Source organism: Bradyrhizobium sp. CB1717 (assembly GCF_029714325.1).
Classification (GTDB): Bacteria; Pseudomonadota; Alphaproteobacteria; order Rhizobiales; family Xanthobacteraceae; genus Bradyrhizobium.
The window spans coordinates 3,516,041-3,537,044 of record NZ_CP121666.1; the positions used below are offsets into that span (position 1 = coordinate 3,516,041).

Below are 21,004 nucleotides of genomic sequence, written 5' to 3' on the forward strand. Positions count from 1 at the left end.
CCTGACCGATTATATTATGAATTCAAAATGAGCAAGCCGGCCGCCCTCAAGCCGAGGCCGGGGCGTCCTCTTGGGGCTCGGTCAGGTGCTCGATCGCGGCCGTCCGCTTGTTGCGCAGGTGCTGGAACAGGATGTCGCTGAGCTCGCTGCCGGCGCGACGGCGCAGCGCGTCGAGGATGGCCTCGTGCTCGCGCATCGCTTCCGCCCAGCGCTGCCGCTTGCGGGCGAAATTGGCGGAGTAGCGGACGCGGCGAATGCGCCCGGCAAAATTGGCGTAGGCGGTCTTCAGCGTCTCGTTGCGCGCGGCTGCAACGATGCTCTCGTGGATGCGCTGGTTGGTCTGGAAATAGCCGTGCATGTCGCGGTGCAGGTAGTGGCCGTACATCTCGTAATGCAGTTGCTCGATCGCGGTGATTTCCGTATCCGTAATGGCCTCGCAGGCGAGGCGCCCGGCCAGGCTTTCCAATCCCGCCATGACGTCGAACAGCTCTTCGAGGTCGCGCTGGCTGAGCTGGCGCACGCGTGCGCCGCGATTGGGCAATAGTTCGATCAACCCCTCGGCTGCGAGCACCTTGAGTGCCTCGCGCAAGGGCGTGCGGGAGATGCCGAGCATCTCGCAGAGCTGCCGCTCGGGAACGCGCGCGCCCTCCGGAATGTTGCCTTCGACCACGTAGTCGCGCAGCCGCAGCAGGATCTCGCCGTGAAGCGAGGCCTCCTGGCGGTCGCCGCCATTGCCGGCGGACGGGGTGATCGGAACCCCAGTGTCGGGAATCGTGGATTTCATTTGCAGCACAGTAGTTTGCCCGTTAGGTCGCGTCGACGTCCACAATCGAATACCAAATTTCGATTGAAAGGACAAAAAATGAATGCAAAATAGCCAACAGAGCCGGCCAGAACCCGCCGACAGGGAGGTTTTCATGCACCAGGGACGCCATTTCCTTCAGATTCCGGGCCCGAGCCCGGTCCCCGAGCGTGTCCTGCGCGCCATGGACATGCCTGTGATCGACCACCGCAGCGCGGAGTTCGGCGAGCTCGGCCGCACCGTGCTCGAAGGCAGCCAGAAGATTTTTCAGACCAAGGGCCCGGTCATCATCTTCCCGTCGTCGGGGACCGGCGCCTGGGAGGCCGCGATCGTCAACACGCTGTCGCCGGGCGACAAGGTGTTGATGGTCGAGACCGGCCATTTCGCCACGCTGTGGCGGCACATGGCCGGCCGCTTCGGCATCGAGGTCGATTTCGTTCCGGGCGACTGGCGCCGCGGCGCCGATCCCGCGGTGATCGAAGCAAAGCTTGCCGAGGACAAGGCGCGCACGATCAAGGCAGTCATGGTCGTGCATAACGAGACCTCGACCGGCGCGACCAGCCGCATCGCCGAGATCCGCGCCGCGATCGACCGTACGGGCCACCCGGCGCTGCTGATGGTCGACACCATCTCCTCGCTCGGCTCGGTCGACTATCGCCACGACGAATGGAAGGTCGACGTCAGCGTCAGCTGCTCGCAGAAGGGTTTCATGCTGCCGCCCGGGCTCGGCTTCAACGCGATCTCGGAGAAGGCCTTGGCCGCGTCCAAGACCAACAAGATGCCGCGCTCCTATTTCGACTGGGAGGAGATGCTCAAGCCCAACGCAAAAGGCTTCTTCCCCTACACGCCGGCGACCAATCTGCTTTACGGCCTGCGCGAGGCGATCGCGATGCTGCTCGAGGAGGGGCTCGCCAACGTCTTCGCAAGGCATCAGCGGCTTGCCGCGGCGACGCGCGCCGCCGTCAATCATTGGGGCCTCGAAGTGCTCTGCCAGGAACCGTCCGAGTTCTCGCCGGTGCTGACAGCCGTGCTGATGCCGCCGGGACACGATGCGGACGCGTTCCGCAAGGTCGTGCTTGAGAACTACAACATGTCACTCGGCTCGGGCCTGTCGAAGGTCGCCGGAAAGGTCTTCCGCATCGGCCATCTCGGCGAATGCAATGCGTTGACGCTGCTCGGCGCGCTCACTGGCGTGGAGATGGGCCTCTCGGTCGCGGGCGTGCCGCACCGCTCCGGTGGCGTCGATGTCGCGATGAAGCTCTTGGAGCAGCGTCCGCAAGGCAACGCCTCGCCGCATCTGAAAGTGGTCGGCACTTAAGCCGCGCGGGACGGGCGGGCAGCAATCATAACAACAGCGATACGGGAGGGGTGAGATGGGGGTTCGGTTCAAGGCCACGCATGTCGTGCTGGCGATGCTCTGCGCGATGTATTTCATCACCTATGTCGACCGGGTGAACATCGGCACGGCCGCGAGCGAGATCCAGAAGGAGCTGGGCCTGTCGAACACCCAACTCGGCCTCGTCTTCTCCGCCTTCGCCTATCCTTACCTGCTGTTCCAGGTGATCGGCGGCTGGGTCGGCGATCATTTCGGACCGCGCAAGACGCTGTTCTGGTGTGGCATGATCTGGGCTGTCGCCACCATCATGACCGGCTTCGTCAACGGTCTCGCTGCACTCTTCGTCGCACGCTTCGCGCTCGGCTTCGGCGAGGGCGCGACGTTCCCCACCGCAACGCGCGCGATGCAATACTGGACGCCGGCCAATCGCCGCGGCTTTGCGCAAGGGCTGACCCATTCCTTCGCCCGGCTCGGCAATGCGGTGACGCCGCCGGTGGTGGCGCTGCTGATCCTGTGGCTGACCTGGCGCGGCGCCTTCGTCGTGCTCGGCTTCGTCAGCCTGATCTGGGGCGTGATCTGGGTCTGGTACTTCCGCAACGAGCCGAAGGACCATGCCTCCATCACCGAGGCCGAGCTCGCGGCGCTGCCGCCGCGCCCGGCCGGCGAGCGGCCGCGCGTGCCATGGGGTCCGCTGCTCGGCCGGATGTGGCCGGTGACGCTGACCTATTTCTGCTACGGCTGGTGCCTGTGGCTGTACCTCAACTGGCTGCCGCTGTTCTTCAAGAACAACTACAATCTTGACATCAAGAACTCGGCGCTGTTCGCCTCCGGCGTGTTCTTCGCCGGTGTGGTCGGCGACAGCGTCGGCGGCGTGATCTCGGACAGGATTCTCGACCGCACGGGCAATGTCCGCCTGGCGCGGCTCAGCGTCACCGTTGCGGGATTTACGGGGGCGCTGCTCTCGCTGCTGCCGATCCTGTTCGTCCACGACATCACCGTGGTGGCGCTGTGCCTGTCGGCCGGCTTCTTCTGCGCCGAGCTGGTGATCGGCCCGATGTGGTCGATCCCGATGGATATCGCGCCGAAATATTCGGGCACCGCCTCGGGAATCATGAACACCGGCTCGGCCTTCGCCGCCATCGTCTCGCCGCTGGTCGCGGGCTTCGTGATCGATGCGACCGGCAACTGGTACCTGCCGTTCCTGATGTCGATGGGCCTGCTACTGCTCGGCGGCTTTTCGGCCTTCCTGATGCACCCGGAACGGCCGTTTGCGGAGGTCGAGGGCAGGGGACCGGCCGGCAAGATGGTGGCCGCGGAATAGGGGCGGCGGATGTCCGCCGCTTATGCATGGGAAGCGCCTTAAGGAGAGGGGACAAGCCGGTCAAATGGTGCTATTCGGCGGCCATCAAAACCAAGGCTAGACCGGGAAGGACGCCTATGACCGTGCATACTGGAAGGCATTTCTTACAGATTCCAGGACCGACCAACGTGCCCGACCGCGTGCTGCGGGCGATGGACATGCCGACGCTGGACCATCGCGGTCCGGAGTTCGCCGAGCTCGGTTTCGCGGTCCTCGCCTCAATGCAGCGCGTGTTCCGCACCAAGCAGCCCGTGATCATCTTCCCCTCGTCCGGCACCGGCGCCTGGGAAGCGGCGATGGTCAATGTGTTCTCGCCCGGCGACAAGGTTTTGATGTGCGAGACCGGCCAGTTCGCCGTGCTGTGGCGCGGCATCGCCGACAAGTTCAAGCTCGACGTCGACTTCATCCCGAGCGACTGGCGCCATGGCGCCGATCTCGCCGAGATCGAGCAGCGCCTTGCCGCGGACAAGCAGCACGCCATCAAGGCGGTCTGCGTCGTCCACAACGAGACCTCGACCGGCTGCGTCACGCCGCCGCTTGAGGTGCGCAAGCTGCTCGACCGCGTCAAGCATCCGGCGCTGCTGATGGTCGACACCATCTCCGGCCTCGGCTCGATGGAATACGAGCACGATGCCTGGGGCATCGACGTCTCGGTCGCGGGCTCGCAGAAGGGCCTGATGCTGCCGCCGGGCCTCGGCTTCAACGCCGTGTCGGAGAAGGCGCTCGCGGTTGCCAAGGCCAATCCGGGCATGCGGTCCTATTGGGACTGGCAGGAGGTCATCAGCTTCAACAAGCTCGGCACCTTCCCCTATACGCCGGCGACCAATCTGCTCTACGGCCTGCGTGAAGCCGTGAAGATGCTGGAGGAAGAGGGCCTCGAGAACGTCTGGTCCCGCCACAAGCGCCACAGCGCAGCGACGCGCGCTGCTGCCAAGGTCTGGGGCCTCGAGACGCAGTGCATCGATCCCGCCGCGCATTCGCCGGCGCTGACCGGCGTGCGCGTGCCCGAGGGGCACGACGCCGATGCCTTCCGCAAGGTCGTGCTGGAAAACTTCGACATGTCGCTCGGCACCGGCCTGAACAAGGTCAAGGGCAAAGTGTTCCGCATCGGCCATATCGGCCATTTCAACGATCTGATGCTGATGGGCACGCTCGCCGGCGTCGAGATGGGCCTGGATCTTGCAAAGATTCCGCACCGGAGCGGTGGCGTGCTGGCGGCCATGGACGTCCTCAAGGGACGCGACGTGGTGCCGATGGCCAAAGCCCAGGTTGCTTAAGGATCAAGTCGCTTGAGGATCAGGTCGCCTAAGGGCGGCCTGACCGAACTGAAGTGAAGAAAGTGAGCGCGCGATGAACGCACCGACGACTACTAGCGAAGACCTGCTCTACTCCGTCACGGACGGCATCGCGCGGATCACCTTCAACCGCCCCCAGGCCCGCAACGCAATGACCTTCGCCATGTATGATCGCATGGCGGAGATCTGCCAGGAGATCAACGCCGACCGCTCGATCAAGGCGCTGATCCTGACCGGCGCGGGTGACAAGGCCTTCGCTTCCGGCACGGACATTTCCCAGTTCCGTGCGTTCAAGACCGCGCAGGACGCGCTCGACTACGAGGCGCGGATCGACCGCGTGCTCGGCACGCTGGAGCTGTGCCGCGTGCCCGTGATCGCGGCCATCGCGGGGGCCTGCACCGGCGGCGGCGCCGGCATCGCGGCCTGCTGCGATCTCCGTATCGGCACTGAGACGACGCGGATGGGCTTTCCGATCGCGCGCACGCTCGGCAACTGTCTCTCGATGTCGAACATCAGCCGCGTCGTCGCACTGGTGGGACCCGCCCGCACCAAGGATCTGATCTTCAAGGCGCGCCTGGTCGAGGCGCCGGAAGCCCTCGCCCTCGGCCTGCTCAACGAGGTCGTGCCCGACGTCGAGACGCTGCAGCGCCGTGCTGAGGAGACCGCAAAGCTCGTCGCCAGCCACGCGCCGCTCACGCTGGAGGCGACCAAGGAAGCGGTGCGCCGCATCCGCCGCACGCTGTCGCGCGAGGAAGGCGAGGATCTGATCCTCAAGGCCTATATGAGCGAAGATTTCCGCGAGGGCATGGACGCCTTCCTCAACAAGCGTGCGCCGGTCTGGAAGGGCAAGTAGCGCACGCCCTCGGTTTTTTGCGCCAGGTGCGCGGCGCGCAGAGCCCAAGCGATTGCTGACAATCCATCACCAGGCGATCGCGCAAATCCAATTATCACAGACGTTACAGGCGGTTCCGTCATTCGGAACCGCGATTGTGAACGCGCGCGTCCACGCGTTTACGTTGACGGCACGCCGAGCCCCGGCATAAGATCGCAGAGGTTGCATTCCACCGTCTCGTTTTCCGAGGCGATGGTCCGGCCGGGTGGTTGAGGCCCAGTCGATTGGGCGACGTTAATTGTGTGAAGCGTTCCGGCGGACCGTGCTGCAACCGGACGTCATTGAACTGAAATCGAGCTGTAGAAGTAGCGACGTAGTTTCGACCATGCGAGCCGCGCCAGAATTTCATTGCTGCTGACCATCCCGACGCCAGGCACGACCTCGCGAACAAGCCAAAGCTCCTGAACCTAGACCCTTAAGCCAACACCCTTAAGCCAAGGCCTTTGAGTCAAAGCCGTTGAGTTTCGTCTGATTTCTCAGACCGATTAGTCACGTCGCCGCTTTCCAATGCGACGGCGCCTTCATGGCAACGCAGGCAGGGATTTTCCATGACCAACCACACGCCGGTTTTCACCTCGTCATCCGCGACGGGCAGCTTCACCGAATTCGCCAACCTCAATGATTCAACCACGCTGCACACGCTGTCGGGGACGATGAGTTTCAAGGACAGTGACAGGACCGACATCCATACGACCACCGCGACGCTGCATTCGGCGGTGGTGTCGGGCGGAACGGTCATCCCTGCCGCCTTGCTTGCGCAGTTCCAGACCGCGATGCAATCGCAGATCCTGAGCGATGCTAACGGCTCGGGTCAGCTGAAATGGACCTTCAGCGACGAGGACGAGGATTTCGATTTCCTCGCCAAGAACCAGACGCTGGTCCTGACCTACGACGTCAAGGTTTCCGACAATCACGGCGGCTTCGCGATCCAGACCGTCAAGATCACCATCACCGGAACCGACGACAAGCCCGTGATCAACATGACGACGGCGGCGACGGTCACCGAGCAGGCGAACCAGACGCTCTCGCTCACGCCGGACACGGTTCACGTCGCGCTCAACTTCACCGACGACGATCTCGCCAACACCGGGCACACCGCGACGGTTACAGGCGTGTCCGCGTCCGGCGCCACGGCAGGCCTGCTGCCGGGGCCATTCGGCAATGCCGAGCTGATGTCGTTCTTCCACGTCGACAACGTCATCAAGACGTCCGGCTCCTCGACCGGCATCATCAACACCACCTTCTCGGCGCCCGATCTCGCCTTCGACTATCTTTCGGCCGGCCAGCATCTCGACATCACCTACACCGTCCAGCTCGACGACCATGCCGGCGGAATCTCGAGCCAGACCGTCACGGTGACCGTGGTCGGCACCAACGACAGGCCGCTGTTCCTGTCGTGCCCGGAATCGGCGGCGCTCGTCGAGGACCAGAACCTGGATTCCTCCGGCAACCTCCATGCCAGCGACAGCCTGCTCTTCACCGACATCGATCTCGCCGACACGCATGCGGTCTCGACCACGGTCACCGCGACCCGTTCGGGCGGCGGCTCGATACCCCTGACGAATGCGGAGCTGCTGGCTGCGTTCGGCACCTCGCTGCAGGATTCGACCGGTCATCTGTTCGGCGAGGTCGACTGGAATTTTGCGCTGGCCAATGCCTCGACCAATTTCCTCAACGGCGGCGAGACGCTCAAGCTCGTCTATCACGTGACGGTCGACGACGGTCATGGCGGCTCCACCACCCAGGACGTCACCATCACCATCCTCGGCGTCAATCATCCGGTCGTCATCACGAGCGGCCCGGAATCCTCCACCGTCGTCGAGCAGGATGCCACCACGGGCTCTTCCGCGCCCGATACGACGCCGACAGTTCCGGCGGGCACGCTCGCCTTCACCGACCAGGACACCAGCGACGCCCACACCGTGACGGTGACGCTGGATTCGACCTCCGGGCCGACACCGCCGGCGGCGACGCAGGCCGATCTCGGCGCGGCGCTGACGACGGTGCTGCACGATTCCACGGGCTCAGGCTCGGGAAGCATCGACTGGAATTTTGCGATTGCCGACAAGGATCTCGACTATCTCGCAGCCAACGAGACGCTGACGGTGAACTACCATATCAAGGTCGCCGACGGCTCGACCAGCTCGACACAGACCGTCTCCGTCGTCATCACCGGCGCCAACGACGCGCCGGTGATCACGAGCGGGCCGCAGGCCGCTTCGCTGTCGGAGCAGCCTGGCGTCACCGGATCGCAATCGCCTGACACCACGAGCCCGGTGCCGACGGGAACGCTGAGCTTCGGCGACGTCGATCTGTCGGACACGCATTCGGTCAGCGTGGTGCTGGATTCGGCGGTGTGGTCGGCCAACACTTTTGCCGTCCCGAGTCAGACGATCGTAGACCTCCAGTCGGCGCTCTCAACGGTGCTGCACGATTCCACGGGAACCGGTACAGGCAGCATCGACTGGACCTTCAGCATCGCCGACGCCGATCTCGACTTCCTCAGCTTCGGCGAGACGCTGACGGTGCAGTATGACGTCAACGTCTGGGACGGTTTCACCAATTCGACCCAGACCGTCACCGTCACCATCGACGGTGCGGCCGATCCGCTGGTTCTGACGCCACTGACCCTCGCGGCATCCGACACCGCGGGATCTGATGCCGGCACGGCAATCGCAACCGGCGCCATTTTCGACGTGACCCAGCCGGTCGACCTCAGCACGCCGCGGACCATCACCGAGGTCAGCGGCAGCGCCGCCAATGTCGGCCACTCCGTGGCCGGCACCTATGGCACGCTGGTGCTCAATGCAGACGGCTCCTACGGCTATGTCGCCAATGCGGCGGTCGACGCGCTGCTCGCCGGCGACAACGTCACCGACCAGTTCACCTTCACTGTCGACGACGGCCAGGGCCATCAGGCCTCGACCACGCTCACCTTCAATATCGCCGGCGCCAACGACAATCCGCAGGTCACCGCCGCCAATGTCAGCGGATCGGTCACCGAGGACGCCGGTCCGCCGGTGATTGTCAACGGCGATTTCGAGACCGGCAATCTCGCCGGCTGGTCGGTGAGCGGCGGAGGCCACATCCACGTCGCGCAGCTCGAGTTCGGCGGCAGTTTCGGTCACTATTCGGTCGAGCTTCTGCCGACGAGCGGCAGCCCGGAAACATTGTCGCAGAACGTCGCGACCACGCCGGGCCAGCATTATTTCGTCAGCTTCGACGTCATCGGCGACCCGGAGGGTGTCAACACGCCGTTCTCGGTCTCGTGGGACGGCGCAACGATCCTGTCGCTCGCCAACGTGCCGTCCGGCCTCAACCATTATTCCTTCGACCTCATTGGAGACGCCTCGCTGTCGTCGACGCTGCTGCAGTTCTCCTATGAGGACGACGCCACCGGCATGATCCTCGATTCCGTCAATGTCAGTCCGGCGACGGGACCTGCCAGCGAATCCACGGCGGGCTCGCTATCGTTCTCCGACGCCGAGACCGGAGATACGCACAGCGCGAGCTTCCTGGCGAACGGCAGCGGTTATGTCGGCACGTTCACCCTCGATCCGGTCAGCGAGGCCGGCGGCACCGGATCCGTCGCCTGGCACTTCACGGTCGACAACGCCGACATCCAGTTCCTGGCGCAGGGGCAGACGCTGACCCAGGACTATCTGGTGACGATCACCGACAACAATGGCGGGTCGACCACGCAGGACGTCACCGTCACCATCAACGGCACCAACGATGCGCCGACCGCGGTGAGCGAGACTGTCATCACCGATGTCGGCGCGAGCGCAACGGTCCAGATTCCCAACTGGGCCCTCGCCTTGAACGACACCGACCCCGACACCATCGACCACCTTTCGCTCGGCACGATCACCACGAGCTCCGGCGGCAGTGCCGTCCAGTTCGGGGACGCCTTCTTCACCGACGACGCGACGCCCGGCGGCTCGTTCAGCTACACGACCTCCGACGGGACGACGACCTCGTCCAACATCGCAACCGCGACCATCATCAACAACGCAGCCGGCGCAACCGCGCTGACCGGCACCGGCGGTGATGATATCCTGATCGCCACCAACGGCACCGAGACGATGAGCGGAGGCGGCGGCAACGACGTCCTGATCGCAACGGCCGGCGGCAATGCCATGACCGGCGGCGCTGGCAACGACATCTTCGCCTTCCTCCAGCAGCCGTCGGCGCCGAGCACCATCGGCGACTTCAACAACACCACCGCGCACGACCGTATCGCCGTCTCCGCGAGCGGTTTCGGCGGCGGGTTGACGGCGGGAATGGACGTCACCTTCGAGACGTCCGGCGACGATGTGTTCTCGGGCTTCTCCCAATTCCATTTCGACACCGGCAACCAGACGCTCTACTACAGCGCCGACGGGACCCAAGGCGCGGCGGTCGCATTGGTCACCGTCCAGAACGGCGTGCTGCTCAGCCAGCACGACATACTGGTCGTCTGAGCCGCAGCTGCCCCGGCGAAACTTCTGAGGCGCGGGCCCTGAAGGGGCCCGCGTCGTTTGTGGCGCGCCGGTCTCATTCCAAAGTCATACGGGGGATGCCACGGGGTGGCTTGAACTCGGTCGGATTCGCCAGCACAATGGCGCTGAATTCATCTCTGAATTTCCAATCCGAACAAGAACATAGGGAAGACGCACGTGGGACATGGAATGAAGGCGGCAATTGCGCTGGCGGCCGCGCTTTGCGGCACGCCCGCCTTTGCCGGCTGGGAGCCGACCAAACCCGTCGAGATCGTCGTGGCGGCGGGTGCGGGCGGTGCCTCGGATCAGATGGCCCGGATGATGCAGGCCGCGATCCAGAAGAACAATCTGATGAAGCAGCCCATGGTGGTCTCGCTCAAGGGCGGCGCATCGGGTGCGGAAGCGCTGATGTACATGAAGTCCAGCGAGGGCGACCCTAACAAGGTGCTGATCGCTTATTCGCTGATCTACATGCTGCCGCTGTCGGCGAAGATCCCGTTCAACTGGCGCGAGCTCACGCCGGTCTCGGTGATCGCGCTCGACCAGTTCGTGCTGTGGGACAACAGCGCCGGCCCCAAGACGGTGAAGGAATTCATCGAGGCCGCGAAGGCGGCAAGCTCGCCGTTCAAGATGGGCGGCACCGGCTCCAAGCGCGAGGATCACGTGCTCACCGTGTTCCTGGAGCAGAAGACCGGCGCGAAGTTCTCTTATCTGCCCTACAAGTCCGGCGGCGAGGCCGCGACCCAGCTCGTCGGCAACCACACCGAAGCCAACGTCAACAATCCATCCGAAAATCTCGAAGTCTGGCGCGCAGGCCAGGTGCGTCCGCTCTGCGTGTTCGACAAGGAGCGCATCTCCTACACCGCCAAGGTGACGGACACGCAGTCCTGGGCCGACATCCCGACCTGCAAGGAGGAGGGCGTCGACGTCCAGTACCTGATGCTGCGCGCGATGTTCCTGCCCGGCAAGGTCACGGCCGAGCAGCAGGCGTTCTATGTCGAGCTGTTCCACAAGGTGACGCAGACCGCCGAATACAAGGACTACATGGAGAAGCAGGCCTTGAAGCCGATCTTCCTCACCGGCAAGGACATGGTGCAATTCCTCGAGGAGGACGATGCCGTCAACAAGTCGCTGATGACGGAAGCCGGATTCGTCGCGAAGTAGCTTTCTCTTTTCCCCCTCTCCCCGTTCTTACGGGGAGAGGGGGAATTGGCCGCACTCCGTCCCTAACAGAGCATGTCCAAAACCGATCTTGAAATCGTCGTCGACGATCCGACCGCCCCCGAAGACGATTCGCCGTCCGTCGTCTCCTCCGGCACGATCGAGATCATCGTCTGTCTCCTTCTTCTCACGCTTGCCGTCACGCTCGGCTACGACAATTGGCGCACCGGCGCGTCCTGGGATGCGACCGGGCCCGAGCCCGGCTATTTCCCGTTCTATCTCTCCATCATCCTCGGCGGCGGCAGCCTCTACGGCCTGATCGTGGCGCTGGTCGCCCACCGCAAGGCGGCAGAGACCTTCGTCACGCGCGCGCAGGCGCGCCGCGTCATGGCGGTGTTCGTGCCGACCCTGCTGTTCTGCCTGGTGACGCAGTTCCTTGGCCTCTATGTCGCGAGCTTCCTCTTGATCGCAGGCTTCATGCGCCTCGTCGGCAAGATCGCGTTGTGGAAGTCGCTGCTCACCGCGCTTGTGTTCACGGCGATCATGTTCGTCACCTTCGACATCGCCTTCGACGTCATCATGCCGAAAGGGCCGCTCGAAGCGGCCTTCGGCCACTAAGCGGGCCAGCGATGGAAGCTCTCGGTCTCCTGCTTCACGGCTTCGCCGTCCTGCTCACCTGGAAGACGCTCGTGCTGATGATGGTCGGGTTGGTGCTCGGCATCTTCGTCGGCGTGCTGCCGGGGCTCGGCGGCCCCAACGGTGTCGCGATCCTGCTGCCGCTCACCTTCACGATGGACCCGACCTCGGCGATCGTGATGCTGTCCTGCATCTATTGGGGCGCGCTGTTCGGCGGTGCCATCACCTCGATCCTGTTCAACATCCCCGGTGAAGCCTGGTCGGTCGCGACCACCTTCGACGGCTATCCGATGGCCCAGCAGGGCAGGGCGGCGGAGGCGCTGACGGCAGCGTTCACGTCCTCCTTCGTCGGCTCGCTGGTCGCGGTGCTCCTGATCACCTTCCTCGCGCCGATGATCTCGTCCTTTGCGCTGAAATTCGGTCCGCCCGAGTTCTTCGCCGTCTATCTGCTCACCTTCTGCTCCTTCGTCGGTCTCGGACGCGAAGCCAAGCACAAGACGGTCATCTCGATGTCGCTGGGGCTGCTGCTCGCCGGCGTCGGCATGGACACGGTGTCGGGCAACCTGCGCATGACCTTCGGCTCGGCCGAGCTGCTTCGCGGCATCAACTTCCTGGTCGCCGTCATCGGCCTGTTCGGGATCAGCGAGATCCTGCTGACGATGGAGGAGCGCCTCGCGCTGCGCGGACATGCGGCGAGCATCTCGCTGCGCGTCGTGCTCGGCGTCTGGAAGGACCTGCCGAAATATTGGGTGACGCTGCTGCGCTCCTCCTTCATCGGCTGCTGGCTCGGCATCACGCCGGGCGGTGCGATCGCGGCCTCCTTCATGGGCTACAATCTGGCCAAGCGCTTCGCCAAGGATCCCGAGAGTTTTGGCAAGGGCCGCATCGAAGGCGTGTTCGCGCCTGAGACGGCGGCGCATGCCTCCGGCACCTCGGCGCTGCTGCCGATGCTGGCGCTCGGCATTCCCGGCTCGGGCACCGCCGCGATCCTGCTTGGCGGCCTCATGGTATGGGGGCTCAATCCAGGCCCGCTGCTGTTCGTCGAGCACAAGGACTTCGTCTGGGGCCTGATTGCCTCGATGTATCTCGGCAATGTCGTCGGCCTCGCGCTGGTGCTGACGACGGTGCCGATCTTCGCCTCGATCCTGCGCGTGCCGTTCGCGGCGGTGGCGCCGATGATCGTGGTGTCCTGCGCGATCGGCGCCTACGCCATCCAGAACGCGATGTTCGACATCTGGCTGATGCTCGGCTTCGGAATCGTCGGTTACGTCTTCAAGAAGATCGGCATTCCGCTGGCGCCGTTCACGCTGGCCCTCGTGCTCGGCAACCGCGCCGAGGATGCCTTCCGCCTGTCGATGATCGGCTCCGGCGGGACCCTCAAGGTGTTCTGGTCGAACGGCCTGGTGGGCACCATCACCACGCTGGCGATCGTGCTGCTGTTCTGGCCTGTCATCGACAGGTTGCTGTGCCGCGTCGGACTGACGCAGCGGACCACGGCGACATCGCGGTAGCGCCGTGGGCCAACATTGTTTTAAATCAATGATCTAGGGGAGGCGGTGGCGTTCCGGCGCCAGCGCTACCTTAAGCTCGATTATTTCCAGATGTTGCTGACGCGGCACAGCCTTTGGGCAGGCGAAGGGGTATGTGTTGATCACAAAGTTGTGCTGAGGGGGGAATTTCCATGAAGCGGGTTGTGATTGGGGTTGCGGCGGCGATGTCGCTGTTCGCGACGGGCGCCCTGGCTGCTGATCTGGCAGCAAAGCCCTACGTCAAGGCTCCGGTCATGGTCGAACCGGTCTGGAGCTGGACTGGCTTCTACATCGGCGCCAATGGCGGCTATAGCTGGGGCCGTTCGCGCACCGACGTCACCAACAACACGGCGACCGGAGCGGTGATCGTGCCGCCGGCCGGCTCCATCACCAGCGCGTCGTTCGACATGAACGGCGGCGTCGCCGGCGGTCAGGCCGGCTACAACTGGCAGAGCGCCAACTGGGTGTTCGGCGTCGAGGGTGACCTGCAATGGTCGGGTGAAAAGGGCAGCGCCTTCTTCAACTGCGGCGGCGTCGCGCCTGCAGGTGGTGCCTGTCTTCCCGGGCTGACCTTCCTTCCCGCTGGCGGTCTCGCCGGCACCACGCTGACGATCGACCAGAAGCTCCAGTGGTTCGGCACGGTGCGCGGTCGCGTCGGTATCCTGGCGACCCCGAAGGTGCTGTTCTACGGCACCGGCGGTGTGGCCTTCGGCGAGATCAAGACCACTGGCACCATGACCGGCTTCACGCCCGCCGGCGTCGCGATCGCCTCGACCGCCTCGAGTTCCGATACGCGCGTCGGCTGGACTGTCGGCGCTGGTGTCGAAGGCAAGATCACCCAGAACTGGAGCGCGAAGCTCGAATATCTCTACATGGATCTCGGCCGCTTCTCGGCCGGTCCGTTCACGCTCGCGCCGGCTTCGGCGATCGCTGCGAATACCTCGTCGCGCTTCACCGACCACATCCTGCGCGCCGGCATCAACTATCAGTTCGGCGGCCCGGTGGTTGCCAGGTACTGACATCAACCAAGGCGTCAACAAGAAGCAAAGCCCGGCCTCGTGCCGGGCTTTGTCGTTTCTGCGTGCACGAGATCGCTCGCGCGTGCCTCGGCGCCCTCGGTGCCTTCGCAGACAATTGGAGCGCCCGGCTCGAATATCTCTATGTCGATCTCGGAACGGTGTCGGGTTCGCTCGCCACGCCTGTCATCGCACTCAGCGGTGCACCACTGCTCGTCAACTATCGCTCGCACGTTACCGACAACATTCTGCGCTTCGCGTTGAACTACCGCTTCAGCGGCACCTGAGCGAGCTCTCTACAAGAAGCGCCTGCGAGTCCGAATGCCCGGCAGCCGCGCCGGGCTTTCGCGCTTTTGTGATGAGAACAGTCAGACCCCATGACGCTTTCTCTCACTTGTCAGCGACGCTAATCGGGATCACAATACAAGCGTAGATAGAAATTTATTGATCTCATTTTTTTGGAGAATGTCATGGCTATTGAACGCTATCGAGCTCGCAAAGGCGCCGAGATTTCACACGCGGTCGCGGACGTATCCGCCGGAGGCTACACGATCGAGGTTCACTTCCTGGGCGGACTGACAGACAAGCAAAAGGCCGCTTTCAAGCTCGCGGCAAACCGATGGACACACGCCATCATCGGGGATTTGCCTGACGTCACGGTCGGCGGCGAAAGGATCAACAATCTCCGTATCACGGCGCAGGGCACCGACATCGACGGGCCCGGCAATGTTCTCGGCCAGGCGGGGCCGAGCCGCCTGCGCCCGAAGAATGCCGGGGCCGCCGCGTTCCTGCCGGCGACAGGCGACATGCAATTCGACACGGCCGACCTCGCCGCCATGGAAGCCGACGGCACCCTGAACGACGTCATCACGCACGAGATGGGGCACGTGATCGGCATTGGAACGATCTGGACGAACAAGAAATTGCTGAAAGGCGCCCATACCCACAATCCGACGTTCCATGGTGCCCACGCCATGCACGAATACGGCAAGCTCCGCGGCTCCGCGACGTCACTGCCCGTTCCCGTCGAAAACACGGGCGGTGAAGGGACGGTGGATTCGCATTGGCGCGACACTGTGTTCGGTGCGGAGATGATGACCGGCTTCGTCAATGAAGGTGGCAATCCGATGAGCCGGATGACGATCGCTAGCCTGCAGGATCTCGGCTATCAGGTGAACATGGACGCCGCTCAGCCGTATCACCTGCCCAATCACCTCCATATGGCCGAAGCAGGAATAGTTGCGGCGCAGGCCGACAGCACAAGAGGCATCGTGCTCCGGCGGATTCCGATCACGTTGCCCGAGGACAGCCTCGGCTCTTGAGTCAGGACTCTTAAGCCAAGGCGCTGCTAAGCCAAGGCACTGCCAGGCCTTGCGTAGTTCAGGGATGAGGGAACATGGAGGGCATGAAGCGACCGGAAGCGATCGTGCTGCCGGAGTCGTCATTGATCCCGTCGGACTGCCTGATCTCGCCGCCGCCCAACCAGTTCACCCACGAGGTGGCGAGATCGCAGCCGTTCTACGCCTCGCGCGGTCTACCGAGCGGGCCGCCGGCCGGGCAATTCGAAGCGGGCGCCAAGGTCGTTCTGCTCTACCATGACGGCGGAGAGCTTTGCCGGGTTGTCGATGCAGCTGGCCACTATGTCGACACGCGGTTCGACGGTTTGCGCAAGATCTAGACGCTTGCGCAAGCCGTCGGCGCCGGGCCGATCGTGATGCCGTGACGAGCTGGATCGGAAAGGCGGCTGCGAGAGCTGCCGCTCTTTCACACCACCTTGCGCTGATGCAGATCCGCGATCTCGTCCGCACTGAGGCCGAATTCCTTCAGCACCTCGTCGGTCTGCTCGCCGAATTCCGGCGGCCGCGCCACCATCCTGCTCGGCGTGCGCGACAGCGTCACGGGCTGGCCGACCAGGCGGATAGGCCGGCCCTCGTCGTTCGGCACGTCCTGCGCGATGCCGAGATGCTTGACCTGCGCGTCCTCGAACATCTGGTCGATGGCGTAGATCGGCCCGCAGGGCACGCCGGCCTCGTTGAGCTCACGGACCCAGGTCTCGGTCGACTTCGTCACGGTGCGCTTCTCGATCTCGGCGTTGAGCGCGTCGCGATTCCTGGAGCGGGCGGGGGCCGTCGCATAATCGGGATGATTGTAGAGCTCCGGCGCGCCGATCGCCTGCGCACAGCGCTCCCAGATCCGCCCGCCGGTCGTGGCGATATTGATGTACCCGTCCGAGGTCTTGAACACGCCGGTCGGAATGCTGGTCGGGTGGTTGTTACCGGCTTGCTTGGCGACCTCCTTCTCCATCAGCCAGCGCGCGGCCTGGAAGTCGAGCATGAAGATCTGGGCCTGCAGCAGCGAGGTCTGCACCCATTGGCCCTTGCCCGAGACCTCGCGCTCGAGCAGCGCGGTGAGGATGCCCATGGCACAGAACAGGCCCGCCGTGAGGTCGGCGACGGGAATGCCGACCCGCATCGGGCCTTCGCCCGGCGCGCCGGTGATCGACATCAGCCCGCCCATGCCTTGCGCGATCTGATCGAAGCCCGGCCGCTTGTGATAGGGGCCGTCCTGGCCGAAGCCGGAGATGCTGCCATAGACGATCCGCGGATTGATCGCGGCGAGGCTTTCATAGTCGATGCCGAGCTTCTTCTTCACGTCGGGACGGAAATTCTCGACCACCACGTCGGCCTTGGCGGCGAGGCGCTTGAACACGGCGAGCCCGCGCTCGTCCTTCAGGTTCAGCGTCATGGCCCGCTTGTTGCGATGCAAATTCTGGAAGTCGGAACCGCGGCGCGGCCCGCCCGGCTGCTCGCCGCCGACGTCCTCGGTCAGTGCGTCGATCTTGATGACGTTGGCGCCCCAGTCGGCGAGCTGACGCACGCAGGTGGGCCCGGACCGGACACGTGTCAGATCGAGCACGGTGAAGCGCGACAGGGCTTCCGAGGCATGCGGAAAAGGCATCTTGAAAGGCTCCGGGACAGATTGCGGAGCCACCATAGTGCCGAAACGTCAGGCGGCAAGACGGCCGCGACGCGGATGCCGCCTGTCGAAATGCAAGGACTGGCCGGGGCTGGCCTGACGCAGCGGGTCGCGCCGCGCAAGGGATCAGCGCGACAGGCGCTTCAGCTCGGCGCGCGCCTGCTCGGCCAGCGGGTCATCGCCGTGGCGCGCGATGAAGAGCTCGAACGCCTGCCGCGTTCCCGTCCGACGGGCGGCTTCGAATTCCTCGGCCACCGCGGCGGAAGGATCGCGGGCCATTGGCATGGAGGGGGCGCGTCCCCCCTTGGTGTTCCCCTTGCTGCTTTCGTCCGCATTGGCTTTCGAAGCCATGACTGGCTGTTCTCCGATGGGCTGACGGTCCGGCCCGGCGAGCATGGCCAAGGCTCCAATTAAGGCTCCAATCAGGCCGGCCGAAAGTGGGCTCAGTTTCATAGTTTCCTTTACGGAACATGCTAGACGCGGTACTGAATGCCGTCGCTGCTCCGTATCATTACGGACGTTGATGGCTAACACGGCGTTGCGGTCCGACTGAGGGCCCGACGCCCAAATTAAACCAAACGTATAACTCTCTAGCTAGAATCATGCCCCTGCGCGGCGAATCGCGCGCGATGCATTGCTTCGGAGAGTTCATTGGCTACCTCGGTTTCCATCAGTGCCACCAACAACGCCGAGATCGACGGCCTGCTGTCGGGCTATAAATGGACCGGCACGATCAGTTACAGCTTTCCGGATTCGCCTAGCGATTACTCCAATCCTTACAGCGGCGGCAGCAGCGAACCGACCTCGTCGGGTTTCGCCTCGGCGCCCACTCAGATGCAGGCGGCGATCAACTACGCGATCGGGCTGATCCTCGGCTACACCAACGCCACGATCCAGTACAACGGGACTGGAAGCGCCGACATCATGATCGCGCAGTCCCCGTCGGCCAATCCGACCTCCTACGCCTACTATCCCGGCAACTATGCGTCCGGCGGCGACATCTGGTTCGGGACCCAATACAACTACTCGCTGGCCAAGCTCGGCAACTACTATTTCACGACGGCGCTGCACGAGCTCGGCCACGCCCTCGGCCTCAAGCACAGCCAGGAGACGGGTGGCCCCGCCAACGTCGCGGTGCCGAGCGCGCATGACGACAGCGAATACACCGTCATGAGCTATCGCAGCTATGTCGGTGCGTCGACGACCAGCGGCTACACCAATGAGTCGTATGGATATCCGCAGACCTATATGGCCAACGATATCCTCGCGCTGCAGACGATGTACGGTGCGAACTACACGACCCAGAGCGGCAGCACGGTCTACACCTGGAATCCGACGACGGGGCAGGAGTTCATCAACGGCGTCGGGCAGCTGGCGCCGGGAGGCGGCGCCGGCGGCTCGGCCAACCGCATCTACGAAACGGTGTGGGACGGCGGCGGCGTCGATACCTACGACCTGTCGAACTACACGACCAACCTGAGCATCAACCTCAATCCCGGCGCGTCCTCGCTGTTCTCTGCGACGCAGCTCGCCAATCTCGGCAACGGCCATTACGCCTCGGGCAACGTCTACAACGCCTACCTCTACAACAACGACGCGCGCTCCTACATCGACAACGCCATCGGCGGGTCCGGCAACGACACCATCGTCGGCAACGCCATCGCCAACACGCTGAACGGCGGCTCCGGCAACGACACGATCACCGGCGGCGGCGGTAACGACACCATCGTCGGCGGAGCCGGCACGGACACGGCGGTGTATTCGGGTAACCAGTCCAACTATCTCGTCTCGTACAATTCGGCGACGCAGACCTTTACGATCGCCGACCAGCGCGGCAGTTCGTTCGACGGCACCGACGCGGTCACGGGGGTCGAGTATTTCCAGTTTGCAGATCAAACGGTCGCGAGCTCGACGCTCACGGGCCCCGTCGCCGTCGAATCCGTCGGCACAACAGCGCTCGTTCTCGACGCCCAAAACTACGAGCTCAATCCGACCGCGGGCGGTACCGGTCCCATCCTCAAGAATGGCGGCGCAGCGGTGATCGCGGGAAAGTACGGCGCTTGGTCACCCGTCGCTGCCGAGCAGGTCTCGGGCGGCGGTTATGACGTCGCCTGGAAGAATTCTTCGACAGGCTATTTTTCGATCTGGAGCACCGACAGCAACGGCAACTTCCTGACGACGTTGACGCCGGAAGTGCCCGGAACGGACTCCCGGCTGATTTCGCTGGAGACCTCGTTCCATCAGGACCTCAACGGCGACGGCACCATCGGTGCTGCAATCATCACCATCGAAGCCCAGGGGACGACCAGCCTGGTCCTGAGCGCAGGCAACTACTATCTCAATCCGACCGCAGGCGGCACCGGTCCCCTCCTGAAGATCGGCGGGACGGCGGTGATTGCCGGCAACTACGGCGCCTGGTCGCCGGTGGCTGCCGAGCAGGTCTCTGGCGGCGGTTACGACGTCGCCTGGAAAAATGCCTCGACCGGCTACTTCTCGATCTGGAGCACCGACAGCAACGGCAACTTCCTGTCGATGCTGACGCCGGAGGTCGCGGGAAGCAACGCCTCTCTGGTATCGCTGGAGACGTCGTTTCATCAGGATCTCAACGGGGACGGCAGTATCGGTGCGTCGAACGCTCTGGCGAGCACCACGATCGAGAATGCGGGCACGACCAGCCTGATCCTGAGCGCAAATAACTACTACCTCAATCCGAGCGCGGGCGGCACCGGCCCTGTCCTGAAGAATGGCGGGGCGGCGCTGATCGCTGGCAATTATGGCGCCTGGTCGCCTGTTGCCGCCGAGCAGGTCTCTGGCGGCGGCTACGACGTCGCATGGAAGAATGCCTCGACCGGCTATTTCTCGGTCTGGAGCACGGACAGCAACGGCAACTTCGTTTCAACGCTCACGCCCGAAGTACCTGGAACGGACTCCCGCCTTAAGGCGCTCGAGCCGGTATTCCACCAGGACCTCAATGGGGACGGTGCCGTGGGCGCAGCGCCGCTCGCGGTCTCCGACGGCAGCTTTGTCTTCAATCAGAGTGCGGGCGGAACGACGCTGTCCGCTTTGTCTGAGCTGCCGGACGCCATGCCCGCGCCAGCCAATGCGCAGATCCCATCAGAGCAGGCGACTGTCGCCGATGCGGCGGGGAATCAGGACGCGGCGATGATCAACGGTCTGATTGACCTTCTCCACAACCTCCACGATGCCGGCTTCATGCTCGGCTGACGGATCGGCCAGAGATTGGCAGGAAAATTCAAAATTGACAACGTAAACTGGCTAATGAAAAAGTCACGCTAAGGTTGAACCTCGCGCGATCCCGTGCGACCACTGGAAGACCCTGCGATTGAGTAGCTCGAACCACGACATCGCAGGAGTGGTGACAGCGTGCTTCCCGATATCGTTCTCGGGCTGAGGACATTATATGACGTGACACTATCGCCTGAAGCTTCCATTTTCTCCTTCGGTCCTCCGTTCCAATGAATCCATCAGCTAACAATTTGCGATGATCGTCGGCCGGGGG

General features: G+C 63.8%; 16 protein-coding genes. 13 read left to right on the forward strand and 3 right to left on the reverse strand.

From position 1 onward, the window contains the following. Nucleotides 1–46: 46 nt before the first annotated feature. The gene (locus QA649_RS16595; protein WP_283025128.1) at nt 47–784 is read right to left on the reverse strand and encodes a GntR family transcriptional regulator; all 738 of its coding nucleotides are present in this window, start codon (nt 782–784) and stop codon (nt 47–49) included. Nucleotides 785–866: 82 nt separating this feature from the next. On the opposite strand from QA649_RS16595, the gene QA649_RS16600 reads away from it, so the two are divergent. The 12 genes from QA649_RS16600 to QA649_RS16655 all read left to right on the forward strand — a co-directional run bounded on the left by QA649_RS16600 (nt 867) and on the right by QA649_RS16655 (nt 16,186). Continuing rightward, entirely contained in the window at nt 867–2,120 is a 1,254-nt protein-coding gene (locus QA649_RS16600; protein ID WP_283025129.1) for an alanine--glyoxylate aminotransferase family protein, read from the forward strand. A 55-nt stretch (nt 2,121–2,175) separates the two neighbouring features. Then, entirely contained in the window at nt 2,176–3,459 is a 1,284-nt protein-coding gene (locus tag QA649_RS16605) for an MFS transporter (RefSeq protein ID WP_283025130.1), read from the forward strand. A 116-nt stretch (nt 3,460–3,575) separates the two neighbouring features. Beyond that, entirely contained in the window at nt 3,576–4,775 is a 1,200-nt protein-coding gene (locus QA649_RS16610) for an aminotransferase class V-fold PLP-dependent enzyme (protein WP_283025131.1), read from the forward strand. A gap of 73 nt (nt 4,776–4,848) precedes the next feature. After that, the gene (locus tag QA649_RS16615) at nt 4,849–5,646 is read left to right on the forward strand and encodes an enoyl-CoA hydratase/isomerase family protein (protein WP_283025132.1); all 798 of its coding nucleotides are present in this window, start codon (nt 4,849–4,851) and stop codon (nt 5,644–5,646) included. Between the two features lie 587 nt (nt 5,647–6,233). Further along, nucleotides 6,234–10,148, forward strand: a complete 3,915-nt coding sequence (locus QA649_RS16620; protein WP_283025133.1) for a VCBS domain-containing protein — start codon at nt 6,234–6,236, stop codon at nt 10,146–10,148. A gap of 207 nt (nt 10,149–10,355) precedes the next feature. After that, nucleotides 10,356–11,330 carry a tripartite tricarboxylate transporter substrate-binding protein gene (locus tag QA649_RS16625; protein WP_283025134.1) on the forward strand — a complete coding sequence of 325 codons (975 nt, stop codon included), beginning with the start codon at nt 10,356–10,358 and terminating at the stop codon, nt 11,328–11,330. Between the two features lie 72 nt (nt 11,331–11,402). Then, a complete protein-coding gene (locus QA649_RS16630) occupies nt 11,403–11,945 on the forward strand; it encodes a tripartite tricarboxylate transporter TctB family protein (protein WP_283025135.1) in 543 nt (180 codons plus the stop codon). Between the two features lie 11 nt (nt 11,946–11,956). After that, the gene (locus QA649_RS16635; protein WP_283025136.1) at nt 11,957–13,474 is read left to right on the forward strand and encodes a tripartite tricarboxylate transporter permease; all 1,518 of its coding nucleotides are present in this window, start codon (nt 11,957–11,959) and stop codon (nt 13,472–13,474) included. A 170-nt stretch (nt 13,475–13,644) separates the two neighbouring features. Then, nucleotides 13,645–14,511 (forward strand): outer membrane protein, encoded by an 867-nt coding sequence (locus QA649_RS16640; RefSeq protein WP_283025137.1) that lies wholly within the window; start codon nt 13,645–13,647, stop codon nt 14,509–14,511. Nucleotides 14,512–14,573: 62 nt separating this feature from the next. Continuing rightward, the gene (locus QA649_RS16645; RefSeq protein WP_283025138.1) at nt 14,574–14,795 is read left to right on the forward strand and encodes a hypothetical protein; all 222 of its coding nucleotides are present in this window, start codon (nt 14,574–14,576) and stop codon (nt 14,793–14,795) included. Nucleotides 14,796–14,978: 183 nt separating this feature from the next. Beyond that, entirely contained in the window at nt 14,979–15,830 is an 852-nt protein-coding gene (locus QA649_RS16650; protein WP_283025139.1) for a leishmanolysin-related zinc metalloendopeptidase, read from the forward strand. Between the two features lie 83 nt (nt 15,831–15,913). Beyond that, nucleotides 15,914–16,186 (forward strand): hypothetical protein, encoded by a 273-nt coding sequence (locus QA649_RS16655; protein ID WP_283025140.1) that lies wholly within the window; start codon nt 15,914–15,916, stop codon nt 16,184–16,186. Nucleotides 16,187–16,272: 86 nt separating this feature from the next. Here the strand turns inward: QA649_RS16655 and QA649_RS16660 are convergent, their stop codons facing one another. Continuing rightward, the gene (locus QA649_RS16660) at nt 16,273–17,466 is read right to left on the reverse strand and encodes a CoA transferase (protein WP_283025141.1); all 1,194 of its coding nucleotides are present in this window, start codon (nt 17,464–17,466) and stop codon (nt 16,273–16,275) included. Nucleotides 17,467–17,610: 144 nt separating this feature from the next. Beyond that, nucleotides 17,611–17,835 carry a hypothetical protein gene (locus QA649_RS16665; protein ID WP_244635966.1) on the reverse strand — a complete coding sequence of 75 codons (225 nt, stop codon included), beginning with the start codon at nt 17,833–17,835 and terminating at the stop codon, nt 17,611–17,613. Nucleotides 17,836–18,135: 300 nt separating this feature from the next. Here QA649_RS16665 and QA649_RS16670 point away from each other — a divergent pair, with 300 nt between their 5' ends. Next, nucleotides 18,136–20,709, forward strand: coding sequence for a M10 family metallopeptidase C-terminal domain-containing protein (locus QA649_RS16670; RefSeq protein ID WP_283025142.1), 2,574 nt, complete (start codon nt 18,136–18,138; stop codon nt 20,707–20,709). Nucleotides 20,710–21,004: the final 295 nt, after the last annotated feature.